Source organism: Streptomyces sp. NPDC048349 (assembly GCF_040651925.1).
In the GTDB taxonomy this organism is placed as follows: domain Bacteria; phylum Actinomycetota; class Actinomycetes; order Streptomycetales; family Streptomycetaceae; genus Streptomyces.
On record NZ_JBEZLA010000034.1, the window covers coordinates 53813 to 74409 of the forward strand.

At 72.1% G+C, this 20597-nt stretch carries 16 protein-coding genes and 1 pseudogene; 6 read left to right on the forward strand and 11 right to left on the reverse strand.

What is annotated here, in order from left to right:
* Positions 1-73 precede the first annotated feature (73 nt).
* The 6 genes from AB0D44_RS19760 to AB0D44_RS19785 form a co-directional block, all read right to left on the reverse strand.
* Positions 74-766 carry a VTT domain-containing protein gene (locus AB0D44_RS19760; protein ID WP_362592361.1) on the reverse strand — a complete coding sequence of 231 codons (693 nt, stop codon included), beginning with the start codon at positions 764-766 and terminating at the stop codon, positions 74-76.
* Positions 767-917: 151 nt separating this feature from the next.
* Positions 918-1676 carry a MerR family transcriptional regulator gene (locus AB0D44_RS19765; protein WP_362592364.1) on the reverse strand — a complete coding sequence of 253 codons (759 nt, stop codon included), beginning with the start codon at positions 1674-1676 and terminating at the stop codon, positions 918-920.
* A 182-nt stretch (positions 1677-1858) separates the two neighbouring features.
* Positions 1859-2371: a DinB family protein gene (locus AB0D44_RS19770; protein ID WP_362592367.1), complete on the reverse strand. Its 513-nt coding sequence runs from the start codon at positions 2369-2371 to the stop codon at positions 1859-1861.
* Between the two features lie 75 nt (positions 2372-2446).
* Complete coding sequence (gene mrdA / locus AB0D44_RS19775; RefSeq protein ID WP_362592370.1) at positions 2447-4534, reverse strand: penicillin-binding protein 2; 2088 nt, start codon at positions 4532-4534, stop codon at positions 2447-2449.
* Between the two features lie 58 nt (positions 4535-4592).
* Entirely contained in the window at positions 4593-6050 is a 1458-nt protein-coding gene (locus tag AB0D44_RS19780) for an aldehyde dehydrogenase family protein (protein ID WP_362592373.1), read from the reverse strand.
* A gap of 89 nt (positions 6051-6139) precedes the next feature.
* On the reverse strand, positions 6140-7018 hold the full coding sequence (locus AB0D44_RS19785) for a helix-turn-helix transcriptional regulator (protein WP_362592376.1): 879 nt from the start codon (positions 7016-7018) through the stop codon (positions 6140-6142).
* A 328-nt stretch (positions 7019-7346) separates the two neighbouring features.
* Between AB0D44_RS19785 and AB0D44_RS19790 the strand changes: the two genes are divergently transcribed.
* Positions 7347-7856 carry an ATP-binding protein gene (locus tag AB0D44_RS19790; protein ID WP_362592379.1) on the forward strand — a complete coding sequence of 170 codons (510 nt, stop codon included), beginning with the start codon at positions 7347-7349 and terminating at the stop codon, positions 7854-7856.
* A gap of 158 nt (positions 7857-8014) precedes the next feature.
* Here AB0D44_RS19790 and AB0D44_RS19795 read toward each other — a convergent pair whose 3' ends face one another.
* The 3 genes from AB0D44_RS19795 to AB0D44_RS19805 form a co-directional block, all read right to left on the reverse strand.
* On the reverse strand, positions 8015-8260 hold the full coding sequence (locus AB0D44_RS19795; protein WP_362592382.1) for a DUF397 domain-containing protein: 246 nt from the start codon (positions 8258-8260) through the stop codon (positions 8015-8017).
* Positions 8261-8390: 130 nt separating this feature from the next.
* Positions 8391-10457 carry an FUSC family protein gene (locus AB0D44_RS19800; protein ID WP_362592385.1) on the reverse strand — a complete coding sequence of 689 codons (2067 nt, stop codon included), beginning with the start codon at positions 10455-10457 and terminating at the stop codon, positions 8391-8393.
* A 507-nt stretch (positions 10458-10964) separates the two neighbouring features.
* Positions 10965-12143, reverse strand: a complete 1179-nt coding sequence (locus tag AB0D44_RS19805; protein ID WP_362592388.1) for a DUF2786 domain-containing protein — start codon at positions 12141-12143, stop codon at positions 10965-10967.
* Between the two features lie 164 nt (positions 12144-12307).
* Here AB0D44_RS19805 and AB0D44_RS19810 point away from each other — a divergent pair, with 164 nt between their 5' ends.
* The gene (locus AB0D44_RS19810) at positions 12308-13912 is read left to right on the forward strand and encodes a bifunctional 3'-5' exonuclease/DNA polymerase (protein WP_362592423.1); all 1605 of its coding nucleotides are present in this window, start codon (positions 12308-12310) and stop codon (positions 13910-13912) included.
* Positions 13913-14037: 125 nt separating this feature from the next.
* Here the strand turns inward: AB0D44_RS19810 and AB0D44_RS19815 are convergent, their stop codons facing one another.
* Positions 14038-14511 (reverse strand): GNAT family N-acetyltransferase, encoded by a 474-nt coding sequence (locus AB0D44_RS19815; protein ID WP_362592391.1) that lies wholly within the window; start codon positions 14509-14511, stop codon positions 14038-14040.
* A 69-nt stretch (positions 14512-14580) separates the two neighbouring features.
* Complete coding sequence (locus tag AB0D44_RS19820) at positions 14581-15849, reverse strand: serine hydrolase domain-containing protein (RefSeq protein WP_362592394.1); 1269 nt, start codon at positions 15847-15849, stop codon at positions 14581-14583.
* A 140-nt stretch (positions 15850-15989) separates the two neighbouring features.
* On the opposite strand from AB0D44_RS19820, the gene AB0D44_RS19825 reads away from it, so the two are divergent.
* The 4 genes and pseudogenes from AB0D44_RS19825 (at position 15990) to eccD (ending at position 20588) form a co-directional block, all read left to right on the forward strand.
* Positions 15990-17537 carry a PQQ-binding-like beta-propeller repeat protein gene (locus tag AB0D44_RS19825; protein ID WP_362592396.1) on the forward strand — a complete coding sequence of 516 codons (1548 nt, stop codon included), beginning with the start codon at positions 15990-15992 and terminating at the stop codon, positions 17535-17537.
* 30 nt (positions 17538-17567) lie between these two features.
* Complete coding sequence (locus tag AB0D44_RS19830; protein WP_362592399.1) at positions 17568-18473, forward strand: hypothetical protein; 906 nt, start codon at positions 17568-17570, stop codon at positions 18471-18473.
* A gap of 164 nt (positions 18474-18637) precedes the next feature.
* A pseudogene (locus AB0D44_RS19835) lies at positions 18638-18874 on the forward strand (hypothetical protein); the annotation flags it as partial.
* Positions 18875-19232: 358 nt separating this feature from the next.
* A complete protein-coding gene (gene eccD, locus AB0D44_RS19840; protein WP_362592401.1) occupies positions 19233-20588 on the forward strand; it encodes a type VII secretion integral membrane protein EccD in 1356 nt (451 codons plus the stop codon).
* The last annotated feature ends 9 nt before the right edge of the window (positions 20589-20597 follow it).

Below are 20597 nucleotides of genomic sequence, written 5' to 3' on the forward strand. Positions count from 1 at the left end.
GGCACACGAACGCCCCGGGACCCCTTCGCGGGGATCCCGGGGCGTTCGCGTCGCACGGGGCGGCTCAGCCGGCCTAGCGCTTGGCGTGGCGGCCGCGCTGGCCCGGGGTCTGGCCCTCGGCCTCGAGCGGGGCCTCGGCGGCCGCCGCCCTGTTCTCCTTGCGGGCCTTCAGCACCTCGAAGATCACCGGGATGAGGGAGAGCAGGACGATCAGGACCAGGATCGCCTCGATGTTGGTCTTGATGAACTCGATCTGTCCGAGCCAGTAGCCCGCGATCGTGATGCCCGCGCCCCAGCCGATGCCACCGATGACGTTGTACGTCAGGAAGGTGCGGTACTTCATCGAGCCCGCGCCCGCGACCATCGGCGCGAAGGTGCGGATGATCGGCACGAAGCGGGCCAGCACGATGGCCTTGGGACCGTGCTTCTCCATGAACTCGTGCGCCTTGTCCAGGTTCTCCCGCTTGAAGACCTTGGACTTCGGCCGGTTGAAGAGCTTCGGCCCGAAGTACTTGCCGATCATGTAGCCGACCTGGTCGCCGATGATGGCGGCGGCCACGATCAGCGTGCACACCAGCCACAGCGGCTGCTTGATGTACTCGCCGTTGGCGACCAGCAGGCCCGCCGTGAACAGCAGCGAGTCGCCGGGCAGGAACGCGAAGAGTCCCGACTCCGCGAAGACGATGACCAGGATGCCGATCAGTCCGAAGTGCGAAATCAGATAGTCCGGGGACAGCCACTCAGGGCCGAGCGCAATCGTGTACACGGGTTCCGGACTCTCCTGGATCGGGGGCGTGCCGGCGGAGGCAGGCGGGTGCGGGCAAGGTAGGGCACAGTACGAGCGGTTTCAATTATCAACGCACACGGCCCCCTCCCGGTTCCAGGTACCGGAGGGGGTCGGGTGCGTGACGTTCGGGCTAGGCCTTGCGCACCGCATTGGCCAGGATCGCGTCCCGCAGGTGCAGGGCGAGGCCCGGCTTCAGGGCGTCGTAGAACGCCGTGAAGCGCTCGTCCGCGACGTACATCTCGCCGAGACAGGTGTGCATCTCGTACGGGCAGGCGTAGAACCACGTGCTGATGTGGAGCCGGTGCTCCTCGGCCAGGTCCATCGCGCGCTCGCCCTCGGCGGGCTCGCCGGCCTCCATGAGGGCCGCGTAGCGCCTGCCCCAGTCGGCGGCCTGGTCCTGGATCCGCTGCCAGTCGTCCTTCGTGTACGAGGCCGTCCGGCGCTGCGACTCGGCGTAGGCGTCGGTGCCGCCCCAGCGCTGCTGCGCCTCCTCGGCGTACTGCTCGGGATCGTGGTCCCCGAAGACCTCGAACTTCTCCTCGGGCGTGAGGTTGATGCCCATCTTCTTCGCCTCCATGGCGTGCTCAACGGCCTTGGCCATCTGCTGGAGCCGGTCGATCCGGTCGGTCAGCAGGGCGTGCTGCCGGCGCAGATGCTCCCGCGGATCCGTCTCCGGGTCGTCCAGCAGGACCGCGACCTCGTCGAGGGGGAAGCCGAGCTCCCGGTAGAACAGGATCCGCTGCAGCCGGTCCAGGTCCGCGTCGTCGTACCGGCGGTGCCCGGCGCGGCTGCGGCCGCCCGGCGAGAGCAGACCGATCTCGTCGTAGTGGTGCAGGGTGCGCACCGTCACTCCGGCGAATCCGGCGACCTGGCCCACGGAATAGCCCATGTCCGCTTCCCTCAACTTCCCTCCTCGGCGTCCGGTGGGGTACGCCCCTCACTGTGGGTCCTCACGTCGCGTGAGGTGCAAGCCCGCCGGAGGACTGCCTGCTCGGGCCCCGCAGCCGGCCCACCGCCGGCCCGGACGAGAAGCCGGACCGCCGGCATGGAGCCACAGCGCTGAGCGGCTCCTCAGCCCATGGCCTTCGTCCCGTCGATGGTCTCCCGGATGATGTCCGCATGGCCCGCGTGCCGGGCGAACTCCTCCACCAGGTGCAGGAGCATCCAGCGCATCGAGACCTTGCCGTCCTTCGGGAACCAGGGCGCCTCGGGCAGCGGGAAGACGTCGTCGAGGCTGGGCACGGCCAGGACGAAGTCCTCCAGCTCCCGCCGGACCCCGTCCCAGAAGTCCAGGACGGACGGCACGGACTCGCCCTCGACCAGCCGGAAGCCCTCACCCCAGCTCTCCCGGCTGCGCCGCCGTTCGTTGGGCTGCTGCTGGGCCAGCCGCAGCCAGTTGAGCTCGACCTCGGCCGCGTGCTTGAGCAGCCCCGACACGGACAGCTCGCTGGCGCTGGGCCGGCTCGCGGCCTGCTCCTCGCTGAGTCCGAGCGCCGTTTCCCGCAGGGCCGTGCGCTGGGCCTCGACGAAGGCGAGGAGCGTGCCGCGCTCGTCGCCGGGGACCTCGGTGGAAAGCTGAGCCATGGTCTACCGCCTTCGGTTTGGTGCCTTTCCTGCTGACAGGGACCACGCTACGGAGCAATGAGGTCAGGGCCTGTCCTAATTGCCGAGGTTTTCTCCCTCGGGCCGGATCGCCGGGAGGGAGGTGGCCGGCTTCGGCAGCAGGGCCTTGGACAGATCCTGCTTGCCCGTCGGGTCGAGCCCGTACATCGCCTCGTAGATCTTGCGGACCGCCGGTCCCGACGCACCGGAGCCGGTACCGCCCTGGGAGATCGTCATGACGATCGTGTAGTCCTCGGTGTAGGAGGCGAACCACGAGGTGGTCTGCTTGCCCTGGACCTCGGCGGTACCGGTCTTGGCGTGCATCGGGATCTGCTTCTGCGGCCAGCCGCCGAACCGCCAGGCGGCGCTGCCCGTGGTGGCCACCCCGGCCAGCGCCTCGTCGATGTCGTCGCGGGTCTTGGCGTCCATCGGGAGCCTGCCCCGCTCCTTCGGCGCGATCTCCTGGACCGACGTGCCGTCTGCGCTGACGATCGCCTTGCCGACGGAGGGCTGGTGGAGCGTGCCGCCGTTGGCGATGGCCGCGTAGACGGAGGCCATCTGGACCGGGGTGACGAGCGTGTCGCCCTGCCCGATCGAGTAGTTGATGGCGTCGCCCTCGCGCAGCTGGTTGCCCTGGCGGCAGTTCTCGTAGGCGATCTTCTCGGAGAAGCTGCCGTTCTTCTTGCCGTCCCGGCACCAGGCGTCCTTGTTCGCCTCGAAGAAGTCCTGCTTCCACTTCCGGTCGGGGACCCGGCCGGGCACTTCGTTCGGCAGGTCGATGCCGGTGCGCTTGCCCAGCCCGAACTCGTGGGCGGTCTTGAAGAACCAGTCGTTGGGGTTCTTCTTCGGGTTGATGCCCCCGTCCTTCTTCCACTCCTGGTCCGCGATCGCGTAGTAGACCGTGTCGCAGGAGACCTCCAGGGCCCGGCCGATGGTGATGTCGCCGTGGCCCTGCGACTCGAAGTTGGTGAAGGTCTGCTTGCCGACGGAGTACGAGCTGGGGCAGGGGTAGCGGTGGTTGAACGGATACCCGGCGTTGACCGCGGCGGTGGAGGTGACCACCTTGAAGATGGAGCCCGGCGCCGCCTGGGCCTGGATGGCCCGGTTCAGCAGCGGGTAGTTCGACTCCTTGTCGGTGAGCGCCGCGTAGTCCTTGGCGGAGATGCCGCCCACCCAGGCGTTCGGGTCGTACGTCGGGTTCGAGGCCATCGCCACGATGCGGCCGGTCTTGGACTCCATGACCACGACCGCGCCCGAGTCGGCCTCGTAATTGCGCCGGGTGTTCTTGTCGTACGTCTTGCGGGCGTCGATCATCGCGTTGTTCAGCTCGCGCTCGGCGACCGCCTGCACCCGGGAGTCGATCGAGGTCACGATGTTCGAGCCGGGCAGCGCCTTGTCGGTCTCGCCCTGGCCGATGACCCGGCCGAGGTTGTCGACCTCGTAGCGGGTGATGCCCGCCTTGCCGCGCAGCTCCTTGTCGTAGGTGCGCTCCAGGCCGGAGCGGCCGACCTGGTCGGAGCGCAGGTAGGGGGAGTCGGAGTTCTTCGCCTTGGCGATCTCCTCGTCGGTGACCGGCGAGAGGTAGCCCAGCACCTGGGAGGTGTTGGCCTCGTCGGGTGCGGCGTAGCGGCGCATGGCCGTGGGCTCGGCGGTGATGCCGGGGAAGTCCTCGGCGTGCTCGTGGATCTGCAGCGCCTGCTCGGTGGTGGCCTCGTCGCTGACCGGGATCGGCTGGTAGGGCGAGCCGTTCCAGCAGGGCTGCGGGGTCTTGGCGTCGCAGAGCCGGACCTTGTCGACGACCTCCTGGGGGTCCATCCCCAGGACGCCCGCGAGGCGGGTCAGGACGGCCTTGCCGCGGTCCTTCATGGTCAGCAGCTCGGTGCGGTTGGCGGACACCACCAGGTGGGTCGCGTTGTCGGCGAGCGGCACCCCGCGCGAGTCCAGGATGGAGCCGCGCACGGCGGGCTGGACCACCCGCTGGACGTGGTTGTTCTTCGCCTCGTCGATGTACTCCTGGCCATTGCGTATCTGCAGGTACCAGAGTCGGCCGCCCAGGGTGAGCAGCAGCGAGAAGACCACGATCTGGATGACGACGAGCCGGTTCTGGACCCGAGGGGTCCGGCCGGTCTCGGGTATGTTGCTCAACTTGCACTCCCCCGGGCGGCTCCACGTACGCCCGGCCGAGTCTAGGACCTGTCCGGCATCAGAACGGGAAGTGGCTGCGCCCGTGCTGTACCGAGATCCACTTCTGGGTGGTGAAGGCCTCCACGGTGGCCTCTCCGCCCAGGCGGCCCAGGCCGGAGGCCTTCTCGCCGCCGAACGCGGCCAGCGGTTCGTCCCCGATCGTGGAGTCGTTGACGTGGATCATCCCCGTCTCGATCCGCTGGGCGAAGCGGACGCCGCGCTCGACGTTCCGCGTGTGCACGGCCCCGCTCAGTCCGTAGGGCGTGGCGTTGGTCAGCCGGACGGCCTCGTCCTCGCCGTCGAAGACCACCAGCAGGGCCACCGGGCCGAAGATCTCCTGGCCCATCAGCGGGGAGTCCTCGGGCAGGCCGGTCAGCACGGTCGGCTCGACCAGGTTGCCGCGCGTGGATCCCCGTACGAGCGCCTGCGCGCCGGACTCCAGGGCCTGGTCCACCAGCGCGGTCAGCGCGTCGGCCTGGAAGGAGTTGATCAGCGGCCCGATGTGGGTGTCGGCGTCGTGCGGGTCGCCCGTCTTCAGGGCGCGCACGCGGGCGATGAACTTCTCGGTGAACTCCTCCGCCACGGAGGCGTCGACCAGGATGCGGTTGGCGGCCATGCAGACCTGGCCCTGGTAGACGAAGCGGCTGAAGACGGCCGCGTCCACCGCGTAGTCGAGGTCGGCGTCGTCGAGGACGACGAGGGCGCTGTTGCCGCTGAGCTCCAGGACCGTCCGCTTGAAGTGCCGGGCGGCGACCGCCCCGACGTGCCGGCCGACCCGGTCCGAGCCCGCGAAGGAGATGACCTTGGGCACGGGGTGGGTCAGGAGCGCGTCGCCGATCTCGGCGATGTCGGTGACCAGGACGTTCAGCAGCCCGGCGGGCAGGCCCGCATCCTCGAAGATCTTGGCGATGACCCCGCCGCCGACCACGGGTGCGTTCTGGTTCGGCTTGATCACCACCGCGTTGCCCAGCGCCAGCGCCGGGGCGACCGACTTGAGGGTGACCAGGAAGGGGAAGTTGAAGGGGCTGATCACGGTGATCACGCCGACCGGGAGGCGCTGGACCCGGTTCTCCTTGCCCTCGACGGGCGAGGACAGGATGCGGCCCTCGGGGCGGACCGCGAGCTGGAGCGCCTCGCGGATGAACTCCTTGGCGAGGTAGACCTCGTACTCGGCCTTGGGACGGGTCCCGCCGAGCTCGTCGATCATCGCCTCGACGATCTCCTTCTCGCGCTCCTCGGTGATCCGCAGGGCGCGCTCCAGGACCGCGCGTCTGGTGTAGGGGCTGGTGGCGGCCCATTCCCGCTGGGCGCGTTCGGCGCCGCGGTAGGCCTGGTCCACCTGCTCGACGGTGGCCACCGTGATGGCCGCGAGCTTCTCCCCGTTGTAGGGGTTGACGTCGATGATGTCCCACGAACCGGTACCGGCCAGCCATTCGCCGTCGATGTACTGGTGAGCCAGGTCGCTGAATATGGACATGCCATCCCTTACTGCGAGCGCGCACCCGTGCGCTGCACCGGAGACCGATCGGTCGTCATGCACTGATCAGCAGTCATAGTACGTTCGAATCAAGACAGTTGGAGCAGACCGCGCAGAAGATCCCGGGTCCGGTCGGCGTCCGGGCAGTCGGCCTGAAGTCGCTCCATCGCCCGCTCGTACTGCCCCACTTCCTCGTCCTTGTCCAGGTAGAGGGCGCTGGTGAGCTGTTCCAGATAGACGATGTCCTGGAGGTCCGACTCGGGGAAGCGCAGCAGGGTGAAGGCTCCGCTCTCGCCGGCGTGGCCACCGAAGGAGAAGGGCATCACCTGGAGCTGCACATTGGGCCGCTGGGAGACCTCGATGAGGTGCTCCAACTGGCCGCGCATGACGTCGCGGTCGCCGTACGGGCGGCGCAGGGCGGCCTCGTCGAGGACGGCGTGGAAGACCGGCGCGTTCTCCGAGACGAGGACCTTCTGGCGCTCGAGGCGCAGCGCGACGCGGCGGTCGATCTCGGCGGTGGTGGCGCCGGGCATGCCGCGGCTGACGACGGCGTGGGCGTAGGCCTCGGTCTGCAACAGGCCGTGGACGAACTGGACTTCGTAGATCCGGATGAGCGACGCGGCGCCCTCCAGGCCGATGTAGGTCTGGAACCAGCCGGGCAGCACGTCGCCGTAACTGTGCCACCATCCCGTCGCGTTGGCCTCCCGGACCAGTCCCAGCAGGGACTCGCGCTCGGCGTTGTCGGTGACCCCGTAGAGCGTGAGGAGGTCCTCCACGTCCCTGGCCTTGAAGCTCACCCTTCCCAACTCCAAGCGGCTGATCTTCGATTCGGATGCGCGGATCGAGTAGCCGGCCGCCTCACGGGTGATGCCGCGGGATTCTCGGAGTCGCCTGAGCTGTGAGCCCAGGAGGATGCGGCGCACCACGGAACCGCTCGCTTCTGCGGTCACTAGTACTGCCCTCCCCATCGCAATTGGCATGCGTGCGCGCGGGGCCCCCGTACCCCAGGGCCCGCAGTCTGCCACCAAAACGCATCGGCCCGTACTCGTTCTGTAACGGAATCCCGACTCCCGGAAAAGAAGTCCGCCGGGATGCGTAGGAAGAAATGCGCAAGAACCATCACGGGACTGGACAGGTCCGGCGCGTGCACGTGCATCTGCCCTTGCATCCGGCTCGCCCATTCGGAACGATGGTCCCCGCGCACCTGCGTGCTCTTCGCGCCGGCGCCGGACCCACCCCGCAGTTCTCTTTGGACGAGGCCCCTTGCCCCGTCCGCGAATCCCGGGAGTGCCTCGCATGGGGACGAATGGATCGACCATGCTCGAGCCGTTACGGCAGGGGCTTCCCCCGGTCGACCCCACGGCTGTCTCCGGGTCCGCGTCCTGCGCTCTGCCCGCCCGGCTGGAAGCGGTACGGGGGGCACGTTCCTTCTGCCGTTCGACGCTGTCCCAGTGGGGTCTCGACGAGCGGTTCGACGATGTCGCACTGGTCGTCTCCGAACTCGTCACCAACGCCCTGCGCCACGCCCTGCCCGAGGACCCCCGCGGCCCGGGCGGCGAGGCGGAGCCGTCGGTACGGCTGCACCTGATGCGGTGGAGCACCCGGCTGGTGTGCGCGGTGCGCGATCCCAGCGAGGACCGGCCCGGGGGTTCCTTCTCCCCCGAGCGCACGGAGGAGAACTGCGACCTGGAGTCCGGGCGCGGGCTCTTCCTGGTGGACTCCTACAGCGACAGCTGGGGCTGGCACCCGCTCGCGGGCCGGCTGACCGGCAAGGTGGTCTGGGCGCTGTTCCTGCTCCAGGATTGAGCAGGACCGCACACCCCCTTCGCACAGCCGACTGGCCGGGACCGATCCCAGTGATCGGTCCCGGCCAGTGCACGTGCATGGCGTGATGAGACGCGCTGTTCCGGTCGCCGTCCCGGTCCTGCTCCGGTCGCTGTACCCGTCGCCGTCCGGTCGGTAGTTCAGCTGATCAGGTGATCGAACTCGCCGTCCTTGACACCCAGGAGCAGGGCCTCGATCTCGGCCGGCGTGTAGACGAGCGCCGGTCCGTCCGGAAAGCGCGAGTTGCGCATGGCGACGTCGCCGCCGGGCAGTCTCGCGAACTCCACGCAGGATCCCTGCGAGTTGCTGTGTCTGCTCTTCTGCCAGGTCAGCTCAAACAAGGAAGCGAGTTCTGCAGCTGCCATCCCGTTGTACGCGTGGTCCACAGGAAGCCCCCGATAGTGCAGATGTCAACTGCACCGGATCATAGCTGTGTTCATGGGCGCATGCATGGGCAGATGCACGTGCACGCGCGGTGCCTCCCTGATCACAGAGCGGTCCGGCCCGGGTCGGTGCTCAGGGCCGCAGGGCCTGCGAGACCTCGTCCAGGGAGTGCAGGAGCTGCTCGCCGGCCTCCCGCAGCAGCCCCGGCCCGGGGCCGTCGCCGTCCGCCAGCACCGCCCTGACCTCGTCCCATTCCGGGACGCGGCGCTCCCGTACCGCCTTCGCCCCCGTCTCGGTGGCGCTGCGCAGCGCCCGCGCCAGAGCGGCCGCGCCCGGCGCCGGCCCGACCCCGGCAGGCGGTTGCTCCCGGCCGGGGTCGGGGAGGTGGGCCTCCAGGAGCATGGCGGCGCGGCCCACCGCGGCCAGGGCGTCGCCCGCGCCGTCGGCGGCCGCGCGGGACAGCCCGCGGTGGCGCACCGGCTCCCCGGCGGCCCGGGCCAGGGCCTCGTGCCAGGCGATCCGGGCGTCGCGGGCGGCCAGCAGGGCCTCGCGCACGTCGGCGCGCCGGGCCCCGGCCGGGTCGGCGTACTGGCTGAGCACCGCGGCCGCGTACCGGCCGTCGGCGGCGATCCAGTCCGCGAGGCGGGTCCGCAGCCGCGGGGTCTCCCAGGCCGGGTAGAGGGCGTAGCCGATCATCGCGAGCAGCCCGCCGACCAGGGTGAGGGCGACCCGGTCGGGCACGGTCTGGTCCCAGCGGACGCCGCCCATGCCGAGCAGGAAGACCACGTAGGCGGATACGCACACCTGGGAGACGGCGTACCCGGTGCGCATCAGGGCGTACATCAGGCCCGCGCTGAGCACGGCGAGCAAGCCGGACAGGTACATGCCGGGATGCGCGAGCTGCACGATCCCGGTGGCGACGGCCACGCCCACGAGGGTGCCGCCGAAGCGGGCCACGGCGCGCGAGTAGGTCTGCGCGAAGTCCGGCCGCATGACCATCACGGAGGCCATCGGGGCCCAGTAGGCGTGCCCGAAGGGCAGCGCGCGGCCGATCACGAAGCCCGCGCAGGCCACGGCGGTCAGGCGCAGGGCGTGCCGCAGGACCGGGGAGCCGGGGCGCAGTTCGGCGCGCACGGCCCTCAGGACCAGCGGCACCAGCCCCGGCAGGGTGGGCCGGAGCATCGCCTCGCCGGGATCGGCGGTGCGCTCCGTCCCGGGCTCGGCCGTCTCCAGTACGTCGTCGAGCAGCGCGGCGAGCCGGTGCGCGGCCCGCAGCGGCGCGCCGGACAGGAGGTCCGGCGTGTCGGGGGACTTCAGGACCGCCAGGGCCGGCGCGGGGAGGCGTACCGGATCCCCGTGCCGGATCGCGTGCGCGGCGGCGTCCAGCACGGCCGCGGCGGCGGCGAGCAGCTCGCGCACCCGCTCCCGGCCCGGGCCCTCGGCGGGTGCCCCGACGGCCGGATCGGCGAGCGAGGCCAGCACGGGCCGGATCCGCTCCGCGAGCCCGCGCGCACCGTGCAGTTCGGCGGGTCGCCGACGGGCCTGACGCACGGTCACGGCGGCGGCGTCGCGGGCCGTCATCAGCGGCTGCGGGTCGAAGGGCGCGAGCGGGTCCTGGCGCAGGCGGCGCGCGTAGTCGGCCTCGGCGGCCAGCGCGTCGGCGAGGGCGTCGCGCTGGGCGCCCCAGCGGCGGACCGGGAACAGCACGATGAGCAGCGCCTGGACGACCCCGCCGACGGCGATCATCGCGGCGTGCCCGGCGGCCTGGGGCACGGAGGTGGGCAGGGTGACGGTGACCAGCATGATGGCGACGTTGCCGGAGGCGATGATCCCGGCGGTGGGGCCGGCCGCCCACATCAGGCCCGCGAGGAAGGTCCAGACGGCGAGCAGGCCGAGGAAGAGCGCGGTGTGCGAGGACCCGACGAGGTAGCCGACGAAGGTGGAGACGGCCAGGGTCAGCCCGGCGGCGAGGGCGAGGGCGGGGCGGGGCCGCCAGCTCTTCTGGAAGGTGGCGATGGCCGCCATGAAGGCCCCGAACGCGGAACTGGCCGCCGAGCCGGGTCCGAGGAGGACGAGCCCGAGGGCAACGACGACGGCGAGCCCGGCGGTGGCGCGCAACGCGACGAGCGGCTCCAGCCGGGTCCGCTCGACCGCCATGCCCGCCCGGGCGGTGTCCTTCAACGCCCGAAGCCAACTCATGCCGCCGAGCGTACCCTTTGCCCCGCAATCACCCCAGATGGGGCCCTCGGTGCCGACACGGCCGGCGAGGCCGCGGGGCGCGCCTCCGGCTACCGCGGCTGGGGTGCGCGGGGGGCCGGGGCGGAGCCCGGCCTGGGGCGGTAGCGGTGTACGAAAAGCGCGGGGCGAGCGCCGGCTACCGCTGCAGCGGTGCGCGTGGGCTCTGGGCAGGCCCCCGGTACGGCGGCGGCGGGGCACCTGAGTGAAGCGCCAGCGGTCGCGGCAGCGTTGCTCGCCGAACGGCCGAGGGCCGCACCCCGGCCACCGCGGCGGCGGTGGGTGCGGGCGCGCGGGCGGGCCCCGGCTAGGGGGTGTCTGACGGAGGTCCGTGGTGAAGGAGCGGTGTCCGGTGCGTGCTCTCGGCGCGCCGGCCGGATGCCCCCGTACTGGACGTACTTGGGCTTTCGGCCGGTGCGGCGAGAGTGCGTGCCGGGCACCGCGACGCCGCGGACCTCCGTCAGACACCCCCTAGCGCGGCAGCGGGGGGTTCTTGCGGGTCATGTGGGCGGCGTTCGCGGCCGCCGTGCCGTCCTCCCAGCCTGCGTGGTCGGTCGCGCCCCGCAGACGGGTCGTCGTGGTGCGCGGGAACATCTCCTCCGCTCGGGAGCTGACCGCCACGTCCCGGGCGACCAGGGCCGGCAGGTAGTCCGGGATCTCGCCGGCCGCGTGCTCCGCCGTCTCCGCGAGACGCCGGCCGATCCTGCTGGCGTACGCGAGCAGGAAGGACTGCCTGAAGGTCTTGGTCCGCTTGCGTCCGCCCGCACGCTGCGCCGCCTCCGCGCGGGTCATCGCCGCCGTGCCCTGCACCAGCAGCGAGGTGTAGAGCAACTCCACCGCCTCCAGGTCGCTCTCGAAGCCGACCACCGTGGAGAACTCGAAGGCGCCGTTCCACACCGCCCGGCAGCGGTTGGCGGTGGCCACCGCGTCGAGCAGGACCGCCTTCGCCTCCTCGTACGGCGGCTCGACGCCGATCCGGCAGGCGCCCGGCACCTGGGCCGGGCCCTTGCCGCCGGCCGCGAGCAGCGCCTCGTCCACGGTGTGCCGGGCCATCAGCTCCTGGGCCTTGGCGCTGAGCGCCTCCGCCTCCTCGGGGTAGGTGGTCGCCTCCGCCTTCGCCAGCAGCGCGCGGATCCGCCCCAGCATGCGCGGCTCGATGTGCGCGTGCTCGGCGAGCGCGTCCGCCGGGTCGCCGGGCAGCGGCCCGACCGGTTCGATCGACGGGAGCCGGACCAGCAGCCGGAACACCTCGAGGAAGGCGGTAGCCAGCGTGAACCGGTCCGTCCGCTCGCGCTGCGCGAGCCGGTCGGCGTACGCCCCGTCCTCGCCCCACCACACCTCGGCGTCGGTCCAGCGCTCCGGGAGCCGGGCGTAGCGGCGCGCCTCGGCGGCGATCACGTCCCCGGCGATCCGCAGGTGCCGTTCCTCCAGGTCCCGGCGGACCAGCCGGAGCACGTCGGCCGGCTGCCAGCCCCGCTCCCAGCCCTGGCGTACGTACGCCTCCCCGCGCCGCAGCAGCTCCCGGCCCACCCCGGCCCACTGCCCGGTCTTGGCGACCAGCAGCGACGCCCCGGTGTCCAGCCCCGTGTCGTCCTGGGCGTAGAGGGCGGCGGCGAAGGCGCGGTCGACGGTCTCGGCAAGGTCTCTCACACCTCTCAGCTTGGCATGTCCGCCTTGGCTCCCCTTCCCGGCGGCGGCCCGGCACGGCGCAGCCCCCACTGTCCGACCCCGGTGGGACACTCGCACTCGTGAGCGAGAACGCCGGCCGCTGGGCCCTGGCCGAGGACGCCGACGGCCGATGGCACGCCGCGCCCGTGACCCCCGGCGCCGGGCCCCGGATCACCGTGCGCGACCCCGCCGAGGCGATCCGCGCCGCACCGCCCGGCACCCGCTGGGTCTGGCGGTCCACCGCCGCCGTGTACCCCCGCCTGCTCGCCGCCGGCGCCCGCGTCGAGCGCTGCCACGACATCGAGGACGTCGAGCTGCTGCTCCTCGGCCACGAGGGCCGCTTCGGCGAGCCCCGCTCGGCGGCCGCCGCCTGGGCCCGGCTCACCGACGCGCCCGTACCACCCGATCCCCCGCAGCGCGCCGCCGTGCCCGCCGCCCAGGACTCCCTCTTCGACCCCCGCCCCGCCACCCCCGTCCCCCTCGACGCCCTGCTCGCCGTCCATGCGGACCAGGCCAGACGGCTCGACGCCACCGCCCACCCCGACCGCATGCGGCTGCTCACCGCCGCCGAGTCCGCGGCGTTCCTCGTCGCCGCCGAGATGAACCGCGCGGGCCTGCCCTGGCGGGCCGACGTCCACCGCGCCCTGCTGACCGAGCTGCTCGGCGAGCGCTACGCGGGCGGTGGGGAGCCCCGCCGCCTCGCCGAGCTGGCCGACCGGATCTCCGCCGCCTTCGGCCGGCGCGTGCGCCCCGAGCTGCCCACCGACGTCATCAAGGCCTTCGCGGAGGCCGGCATCAAGCTCAAGTCCACCCGCCGCTGGGAGATCCAGGAGCTCGACCATCCCGCCGTCGAGCCGCTGCTCGCGTACAAGAAGCTGTACCGGATCTACACCGCCCACGGCTGGAGCTGGCTCGCGGACTGGGTGCGCGACGGCCGCTTCCGCCCGGAGTTCATCCCCGGCGGCACCCTCACCGGCCGCTGGGTGACCAACGGCGGCGGGGCGCTGCAGATCCCCAAGGTCATCCGCCGGGCGGTCGTCGCCGACCCGGGCTGGCGGCTGGTGGTGGCCGACGCCGACCAGATGGAGCCCCGGGTGCTGGCCGCGATCTCCCGCGACCCCGCCTTCATGGAGGTGGCCGGGCGGCCCGAGGACCTCTACACCGCCGTCTCCCGCCAGGGCTTCTCCGGCGACCGCGACAAGGCCAAGATCGCCGTACTGGGCGCCGTCTACGGACAGACCTCCGGCGACGGCCTCAAGAACCTGGCCGCCCTGCGCCGCCGCTTCCCGCGGGCCGTGGCGTACGTGGACGACGCGGCCAGGGCCGGGGAGGAGGGCCGGCTCGTACGGACCTGGCTCGGCCGCACCTGCCCGCCGCCGGCCGGGGTCCCCGAGGAGGGCGAGGCCGGGATCCCGCAGGACCGGGAAGACGCCTGGACCCCGAGCTACGCCTCGACCAACACCCGGGCCCGCGGCCGGTTCACCCGCAACTTCGTCGTGCAGGGCAGCGCCGCCGACTGGGCCCTGCTGCTGCTCGCGGCCTTGCGGCAGACCCTGGCCGGGATGCGGGCCGAGCTGGTGTTCTTCCAGCACGACGAGGTGATCGTGCACTGCCCGGCCGCGGAGGCCGGGGCCGTCGCCGAGGCGATCCGCGCCGCCGGCGACCGGGCCGGGCGGATCACCTTCGGCGACACGCCGGTCCGGTTCCCGTTCACCACGGCCGTCGTCGAGTGCTACGCGGACGCCAAGTAGCCGAAACCGCCGGCGGAGTCGGGGGGTTCGGAACCGAAGCCGCACCCCAACGCGAGCCCGAACCCGGTCGATTGTCGATTCGTCGATTGGACGATTGGTCGATGTGCGAGCACCGCCCCCGCCCGCTAGCCCAGTTCGTGGAAGTAGACGTGGAAGCCCTCGCGCACGAAGCCCTCCGCCTCGTACAGCCCCTGCGCGAGGGTGTTGTCGTACGCGGTCTCCAGCTGGACCCCGGCCACCCCGGCCTCACGGGCCCGGCGCAGCACCTCCTGCAGCAGGGCCCGGCCCGCGCCCGTGCGGCGGCCGGCGGGGGCGACGTACAGGTCGCCCAGGACCCAGATGGGCCGCATGGAGAGGGACGAGAAGGTCCGGTAGACCTGCGCGAACCCCACCGTCCCGGCGTTCGGGACGTCCGCGAGCAGGACCTGGGACTCATCGTTCGCGAGGCGCTCCGCCAGGAAGGCGCGCGGGCGCTGCGCGTCCTTCACGTCGACCTCGTAGAACTCCAGGTAGCCGCGGAACAGTTCCGCCGCCACGTCGAGGTCCGCCTCGCCCGCGGTGCGTACCGCGACACCCGACTGCGTTGCCTGACCGCTCATCTGCGTCTCCCTTGATCCACTCCCGTGCGCCGGGACCATTGTGCGCGCAGGAGCGGGGAGGGCGACCGGTCATTTTCCGGTGACGGGCTGGGCGGGGAGCGTGTAGACGTGCCCGGGCGTGACGATCTTGGTGATGGCCTCACCGAACAGCGTGCTGGGCTCCGAGCCCTCGTAGCCGATGTCCGTGTTGAGCAGCACCACCATCGTGGCCTGCGTCTGCGGCATGTACACCACCAGCGAGCCGTAGCCGGGCAGTGAGCCGTTGTGCCCGATCCAGCCCTGGACGTTGAAGATGCCCAGGCCGTAACCCGTGCCGGGCAGGGCCGGGACCACCTTCAGCCGCTCGGCCTGGGTGGCGGGCTCCAGGAGGGTCCCGGTGGCCAGGGTCTTCGCCCAGCTCCGCATGTCGGGGAGGTCCGAGATCATCGCCCCTGCGGCCCACCCCCAGGAGGGGTTCCAGTTGGTGGCGTCCTCGGTCTTCCCCGAAGCCGTCTGGTCCGTGTAGCCGTGGGCGTGCGGACTGGGGAACTCCGCACCGGTCGGGAACAGCGTGTGCTTCAGTCCGGCCGCCGCGACGACCTCGCGGTTGATGTAGTCCTCGAGCTTCTGCCCGGTCGCCTTCTCCACGACCAGCCCGAGCAGGATCAGGTTGGTGTTGCAGTAGAGGAACTCCGCGTCCGGCTCGAAGAGCACCGGGTGCTTGAAGGAGTACGCGAGCAGCTCCTGCGGGGTGAACACCTTCTGCGGGTCGCTGGTCAGGGCCTTGTAGAAGCTCTCGTCCGCAGAGTAGTTGAACAGTCCGCTCCGCATCCCGGCCAGCTCGCGCAGGGTGATCCGGTCCCCGTTCGGGACGCCGTCCACGTAGGTGCCGATCGGGTCGTCCAGCCGGACCTTGCCCTCGTCGACCAGCTGCAGCACGGCGGTCACGGTGAACGTCTTGGTCACGCTCCCGATCCGCATGTACAGATCGGTGGCCATGGGCGCGTTCGTCGCCTTGTCCGCGACGCCGAAGGACCGTACGTACTCGCCCTTGCCCGGCGCCGACAGGGCCACCATCACCCCGGGCACCTTCGCCTCGGCCATGGCCTTCTTGACGGCCTCGTCCAGCTGCGCGGCCACGGCCGGGGTCAGCCGGGGGAAGTCGTCGGGGGCGGGCGGCGCCTCCCCCGGGGGCGCCTCCACCGCCGAGGCCGCGAGGGACGGTGCGACGGACCCGGCCCCCGGGTATCCGGCCCCCGGGTATCCGGCCTGCGCGTATCCGGCCTGCGCGCCGAGCGGTGCCACGACCAGCCCTACCGCGGCCGCTCCCACCGCCGCTCTGCGCCACCGTGTCGTCATGGCCGGCCTCCTGCCACGTGAAGCGAAGCCCCCGCCGTTCCAACGTAGCCCGGCCCCCTTCCACGGGCGACCTGGCGGTCCGCGGCAAGAAGTCTAAAAACCGATTCTAGAAATACTTCCGGATCGGCCACACTCATGGCATGAACCAGACACCTGCCGGCTTCGGGCCGCCCCCCGAACCGTTCGAGCCGCGGTCCGGCGGCACCAGCGGCGCCGCGGGCCCGCGTCGGGGCGGCCGGCCCAGGGGCCGGACCGCGGTCGTCCTCGCGGCACTGGTCGGTGTTCTCCTCGTCATCGGGGGCGGCGCGTACCTCGCGGCCGGCGGCGGCCGGGGTGAGGACGGCACGGGCGGCAAGGGCGCCGAGGATGCGGCCATGCCCTCCCGTTCCCCCTCGGTCGACCAGGGCGACGGCAAGGGCCCCGGCGGCGGCCCCGCCGCCTACGACCCCAATGCCGGCATCCAGCCCGGCGAGGCCCGGGTCTGGCTGCGCGACAACCAGACCGAGCTCGCGGGGTCGGGAGCCGAGCAGTTCGGGCCGTGGCGGGTGGGCGACGTCGTGGTCAAGGCGATGAACAAGGAGGTCACCGGCTATGCGGTGGCCGACGGCCAGGAGAAGTGGAAGCTCGCGCTGCAGACGCCTCTGTGTGGAGTGCCCCAGGCCCCCTCCGCCACCGGCAAGCTGGTCGTGGGCCTCAAGGAGAGCGACTCGACCACGTCGCAGTGCACCCAGCTCCAGCAGATCGACCTCGCCACGGGCACGGCCGGCTGGAAGGTGCCGCTACCGCAGGAGAAGGCCCACGACGCCTCGCTGCAGCTGGAGATGGCCATCTCCGGTGACACCGTGGCCGTGGCCCGCTCGGCCGTCATGAGCGGCGTCTCGGTCACCGACGGCAGGAAGCTCTTCGGTACGTCGCACACGAACGGCTGCTCCCCGCACGCCTTCGCCGGGGGCTCACGGCTGATCTCGCTGCGCAACTGCTTCCCCCCGAAAGAACCCGCCTCGGCCGCGCGGTCGATGGTCGAGGAGCTGGATCCGGCCACGGGCGCCTCCAAGTGGAGCCACACCTACGACGCGGGCTGGAACGTCGGCCGGGTGCTGTCCGTGGAGCCGCTGGTGGTCGCGGCGTACAACACGGGCAAGAAGACGTGGAACACGACCGCCTTCACGGCCGACGGCAAGGTCCGGTCGCAGGCCGACGCCGGGTTCGCGGTCAGCGGCCGGTGCAACGGGTGGGGCAACTCGAGCGGCTACCAGGAGTGCTACGCCGCCGTGGCCGACGCCGACACGCTCTACATCGGCGCCGGAAAGCCCGGCGAGAACCTCGGCATCGAGGAGACGGTCCAGGTCGTCGCCGTCGACCTGAACACGGGCAAGGAGAAGTGGCGCACGGCCGAGCAGCCGGAGGGCCGCACCATGTGGCCGCTCGCCGTCGAGGACGGCAGGGTCGTCGTCTACGTCTCGCCCGGCAGCGGCGAGACGGGCTCGGTCGTGTCCCTGGCCCCGGCCGACGGGTCCGCGCAGCCGCTGCTGCGCAGTCCGGCGGCGGCCGCCGGGGCCGAGGACGTGTTCTACGACCACGGGGTGCGGATCTCCTGGGCCGGCGGACGGCTGTTCCTGCTCAACGGCAGGGTGGTCAGCCCGGAGCCCAAGGTCGCGAGCCGCTCGATCCTTTCCTTCGGCAAGTAGGCGAGCAACCGGGCAGAGGGGAACGGACACGTGCACAACCCGTACCAGCAGGGGCAGTTCGGCCCTCCCGAGTGGCCCCCGCCCACCCAGGTGCCGCCCCGGCCGCAGCCGTACACCCAGCCGTCGCAGCCGTACACGCAGCCGCCGCCGCAGCCGTACACGCAGCCCTCCCTTCCCCGCCCGCCGGAGCCGCGCAAGCGACGGCGGCGGGCCGTCGCCGGGATCTGCGCGGTCACCGCCCTGGCGGTCGCCGCCGCCGTCACCGCCGTCGTGTACGCCCGCGGACAGGCCGGGGACCGGGCCGAGCCGTCCGACCCTTCGAAGCCGCTCATCGCCGGGTGGAAGACCGTGGTCAACCCCCGGCACGGCACCGCGTTCGACGTCCCGCCGGACTGGGAGGTCGCCGAGCCCACCGTCTTCAGCGGCTACACCGACCGCAAGGACCCGGACAAGGTCCTCATCGGCCACACGGCCCCCGCCTTCTACAAGTCCCAGTGGTGCAGCATCGATGCGAACGGCGACGGCCGCATCGAGGACGTCAAGCTCGGCGCCGCCGGCACCAAGGGCGCCGAAGGCGCCGCCAGCACCACCGAGGTCGCCCAGAAGAGCGCGCCGACCTGGGTCTACGCCGCGCACACCCAGCCCGACAAGAGCCTCGTGACCTGGGACGAGCCGGTGGAGTACCGCACGAAGTCCGGTGTGGAGGGCACGTACGTCAAGGCCCGTTCCGCCGGTGCCCCGCAGCCCCACCGCTGCGCTGGCGACGGCCAGGCGGTGGTCTTCGGCTTCCGCAACTCCAAGGGGGGCTTCGTCGCCTGGGACTTCCACGGCCGTACGGGCGTCCCCGGCGCCGTCGGCGACGACCTGGTCATGCGCATCCTGAGCACCGTCCGTCTCTCCGGCGACCCCGAGGAGTCCGCGCCCCCGGCTCCCTGACGGCACGGGCCGTTCAGTCCCCGGTCCGGATGTGCCGGATTCGCATGCATGCTCTATGTTGCAGGGGCAAAACACGGGGGACTTCGTATGGCGCACGGGCAGGAGCCGCGCCCCGGAGCGGTGGTTGGCGCTCGACGAGCCGAGACTGAGGCAACGGACGACGGATGGCACGGGACTACGACAGCCAGCTTCTGGAATCGGTGGCGGTACGCCGCCGCAGGATGAGGGACGCCCTGCTCTTCGGCGCGCAGCGGGCGCGGCGCACGGCGGACGAGCGGCTCGGGAAGCTGTTCGCGGGGATCGCCATCGCGGCCGTCCTGTGCGCGGGCTGCGTCGGGTGGTCCTTCGTCCAGCACACGCTCGCGAAGCAGAAGGCCGAGCAGCAGAAGCAACAGCAACAGCAACAGGGCCGGATACCGCCGCCCGGACAACCGTCGAACCCGCAGCAGCAGCCGTCCGGTGCGGCGAGCCCGTCCGCGTCGAAGTCCCCGAAGCCGTCGAAACCACCGAAGACGGCGCAGCCCACGGCCTCGCCCCCGGCCAAGTCGCCCAAGCCGACGCAGTCCTAGGCGCCGGCGGTCGCAGGCAGTCGCATCCGGTCGCAGGCGCAGGCATGGGCGTAGCCGTGCCCACGGGTGTGGCCGTAGTCGTAGAGGAAGCAGCAAAGGCGTGCAGATCCGGGAGAGTTCACAGTCCCGCAGCAGCGCCATGTCCCCTTGGCCCGAAAGGTCGCAATCCCGCGATGATAGGTTCCCGTAAGTGGTGAGCACAGCAACGACTTCCCGGGCGCAACTGAGCCGGGTGACCCTGGTCGGCGAGCGGCGCCGGGCCGATGTGGTCCTGCCCTCCGATACTCCGATCGGGCAGCTGCTCCCGGACATACTGCAGCTGCTCGACGACCGGGCCGCATCGCGTCCGCTGACCCGTCAGCTGATCACGTCGGACGGTTCCGCGCTGCCGCACGACAGCACGCTCGCGTCGGCCGGGATAGCCGACGGGGCCGTCCTGCGGCTCGTCAGGAGCCATTCCGCGCCCCCCGCCCCCGTGGTCCACGACGTCACCGACCTGGTGGCCGACGACCTCGACCTGCAGGCCTGGCGGTGGCGTCCCGCCGCCCGGCGGGGCAGCGCGGGCGTGGCGACCGTCGCCTTCACGGTGACCGCCGCGCTGCTCGCCCGCGGCGAGTTCGCGCTCGCCTCGCTGACCGGCGCCCTGGTCGCCGTCACGCTCGTCCTGATGGCGGCGGGCGCCGTCATCTCCCGGATCGGGCAGGGCAACCGCGGTCTGGCCACGGCCCTCCTGCTCGCCTCCGGCGGGCTGGGCCTGCTCACCGCGTGGACCGCCGCGGACGCCTACCACTGGCCGGGCCCGGCGCGGCTCGCCGCCGTCGCGGGCTCGCTCGTCCTGACGCTGGTGCTGCTCGGCTACTTCTCGCCGCTCGGCCGCGGCGGGCTCATCGGCGCCGTCGCCACTGCCGTGATCACCGCCCTGTGGGAGGCCGTAGCCGCCCTCCAGGACGACCCGGCCCGGCTCGGCGCGGTCATGGTCCTCGTCTCGATCGTGGTGCTCGGCCTGCTGCCGCGGCTCGCCCTGATGGCCTCCGGGCTCACCGCGCTCGACGACCGCCGCTCGGGCGGCGCCTCCGTCAGCCGCCACGAGGTGGGCAACGCGCTCGCCGCCACGCACCGCGGGCTCGCCCTCGCCACGATCGTCACCGCCGTCTCGGCGGCGGCCGCCGGCTGGCTGCTGACCCTCGCCGAGAAGCCCTCGGTGTGGACGGTGGCGCTGCCGGCGCTCGCGGCCGTGGTGCTCCTGTCACGGGCGCGGGCCTTCCCGCTGGTCGCCGAGGTCGTCGCGCTGATCGCCGCCGCGGCGCTGCTCGTCGTACGCCTCGTGATGCTGTGGACCGAGCACGGCGGCGGCGCCGGGCCGCTCGCCGTGCTGGGCCTCGCGGGACTGCTTCCGCTGCTCGTCCTCGCGGTGCAGCCGCCGGAGCACGTGCAGGTCCGGCTGCGGCGGACGGCCGACCTCGTCGAATCGGTGGGCATGGTGGGGCTCTTCCCGCTCGCCGTCGGGGTGTTCGGCGTGTACGGGCAGCTGCTCAACAAGTTCTGAGGAAAAGGG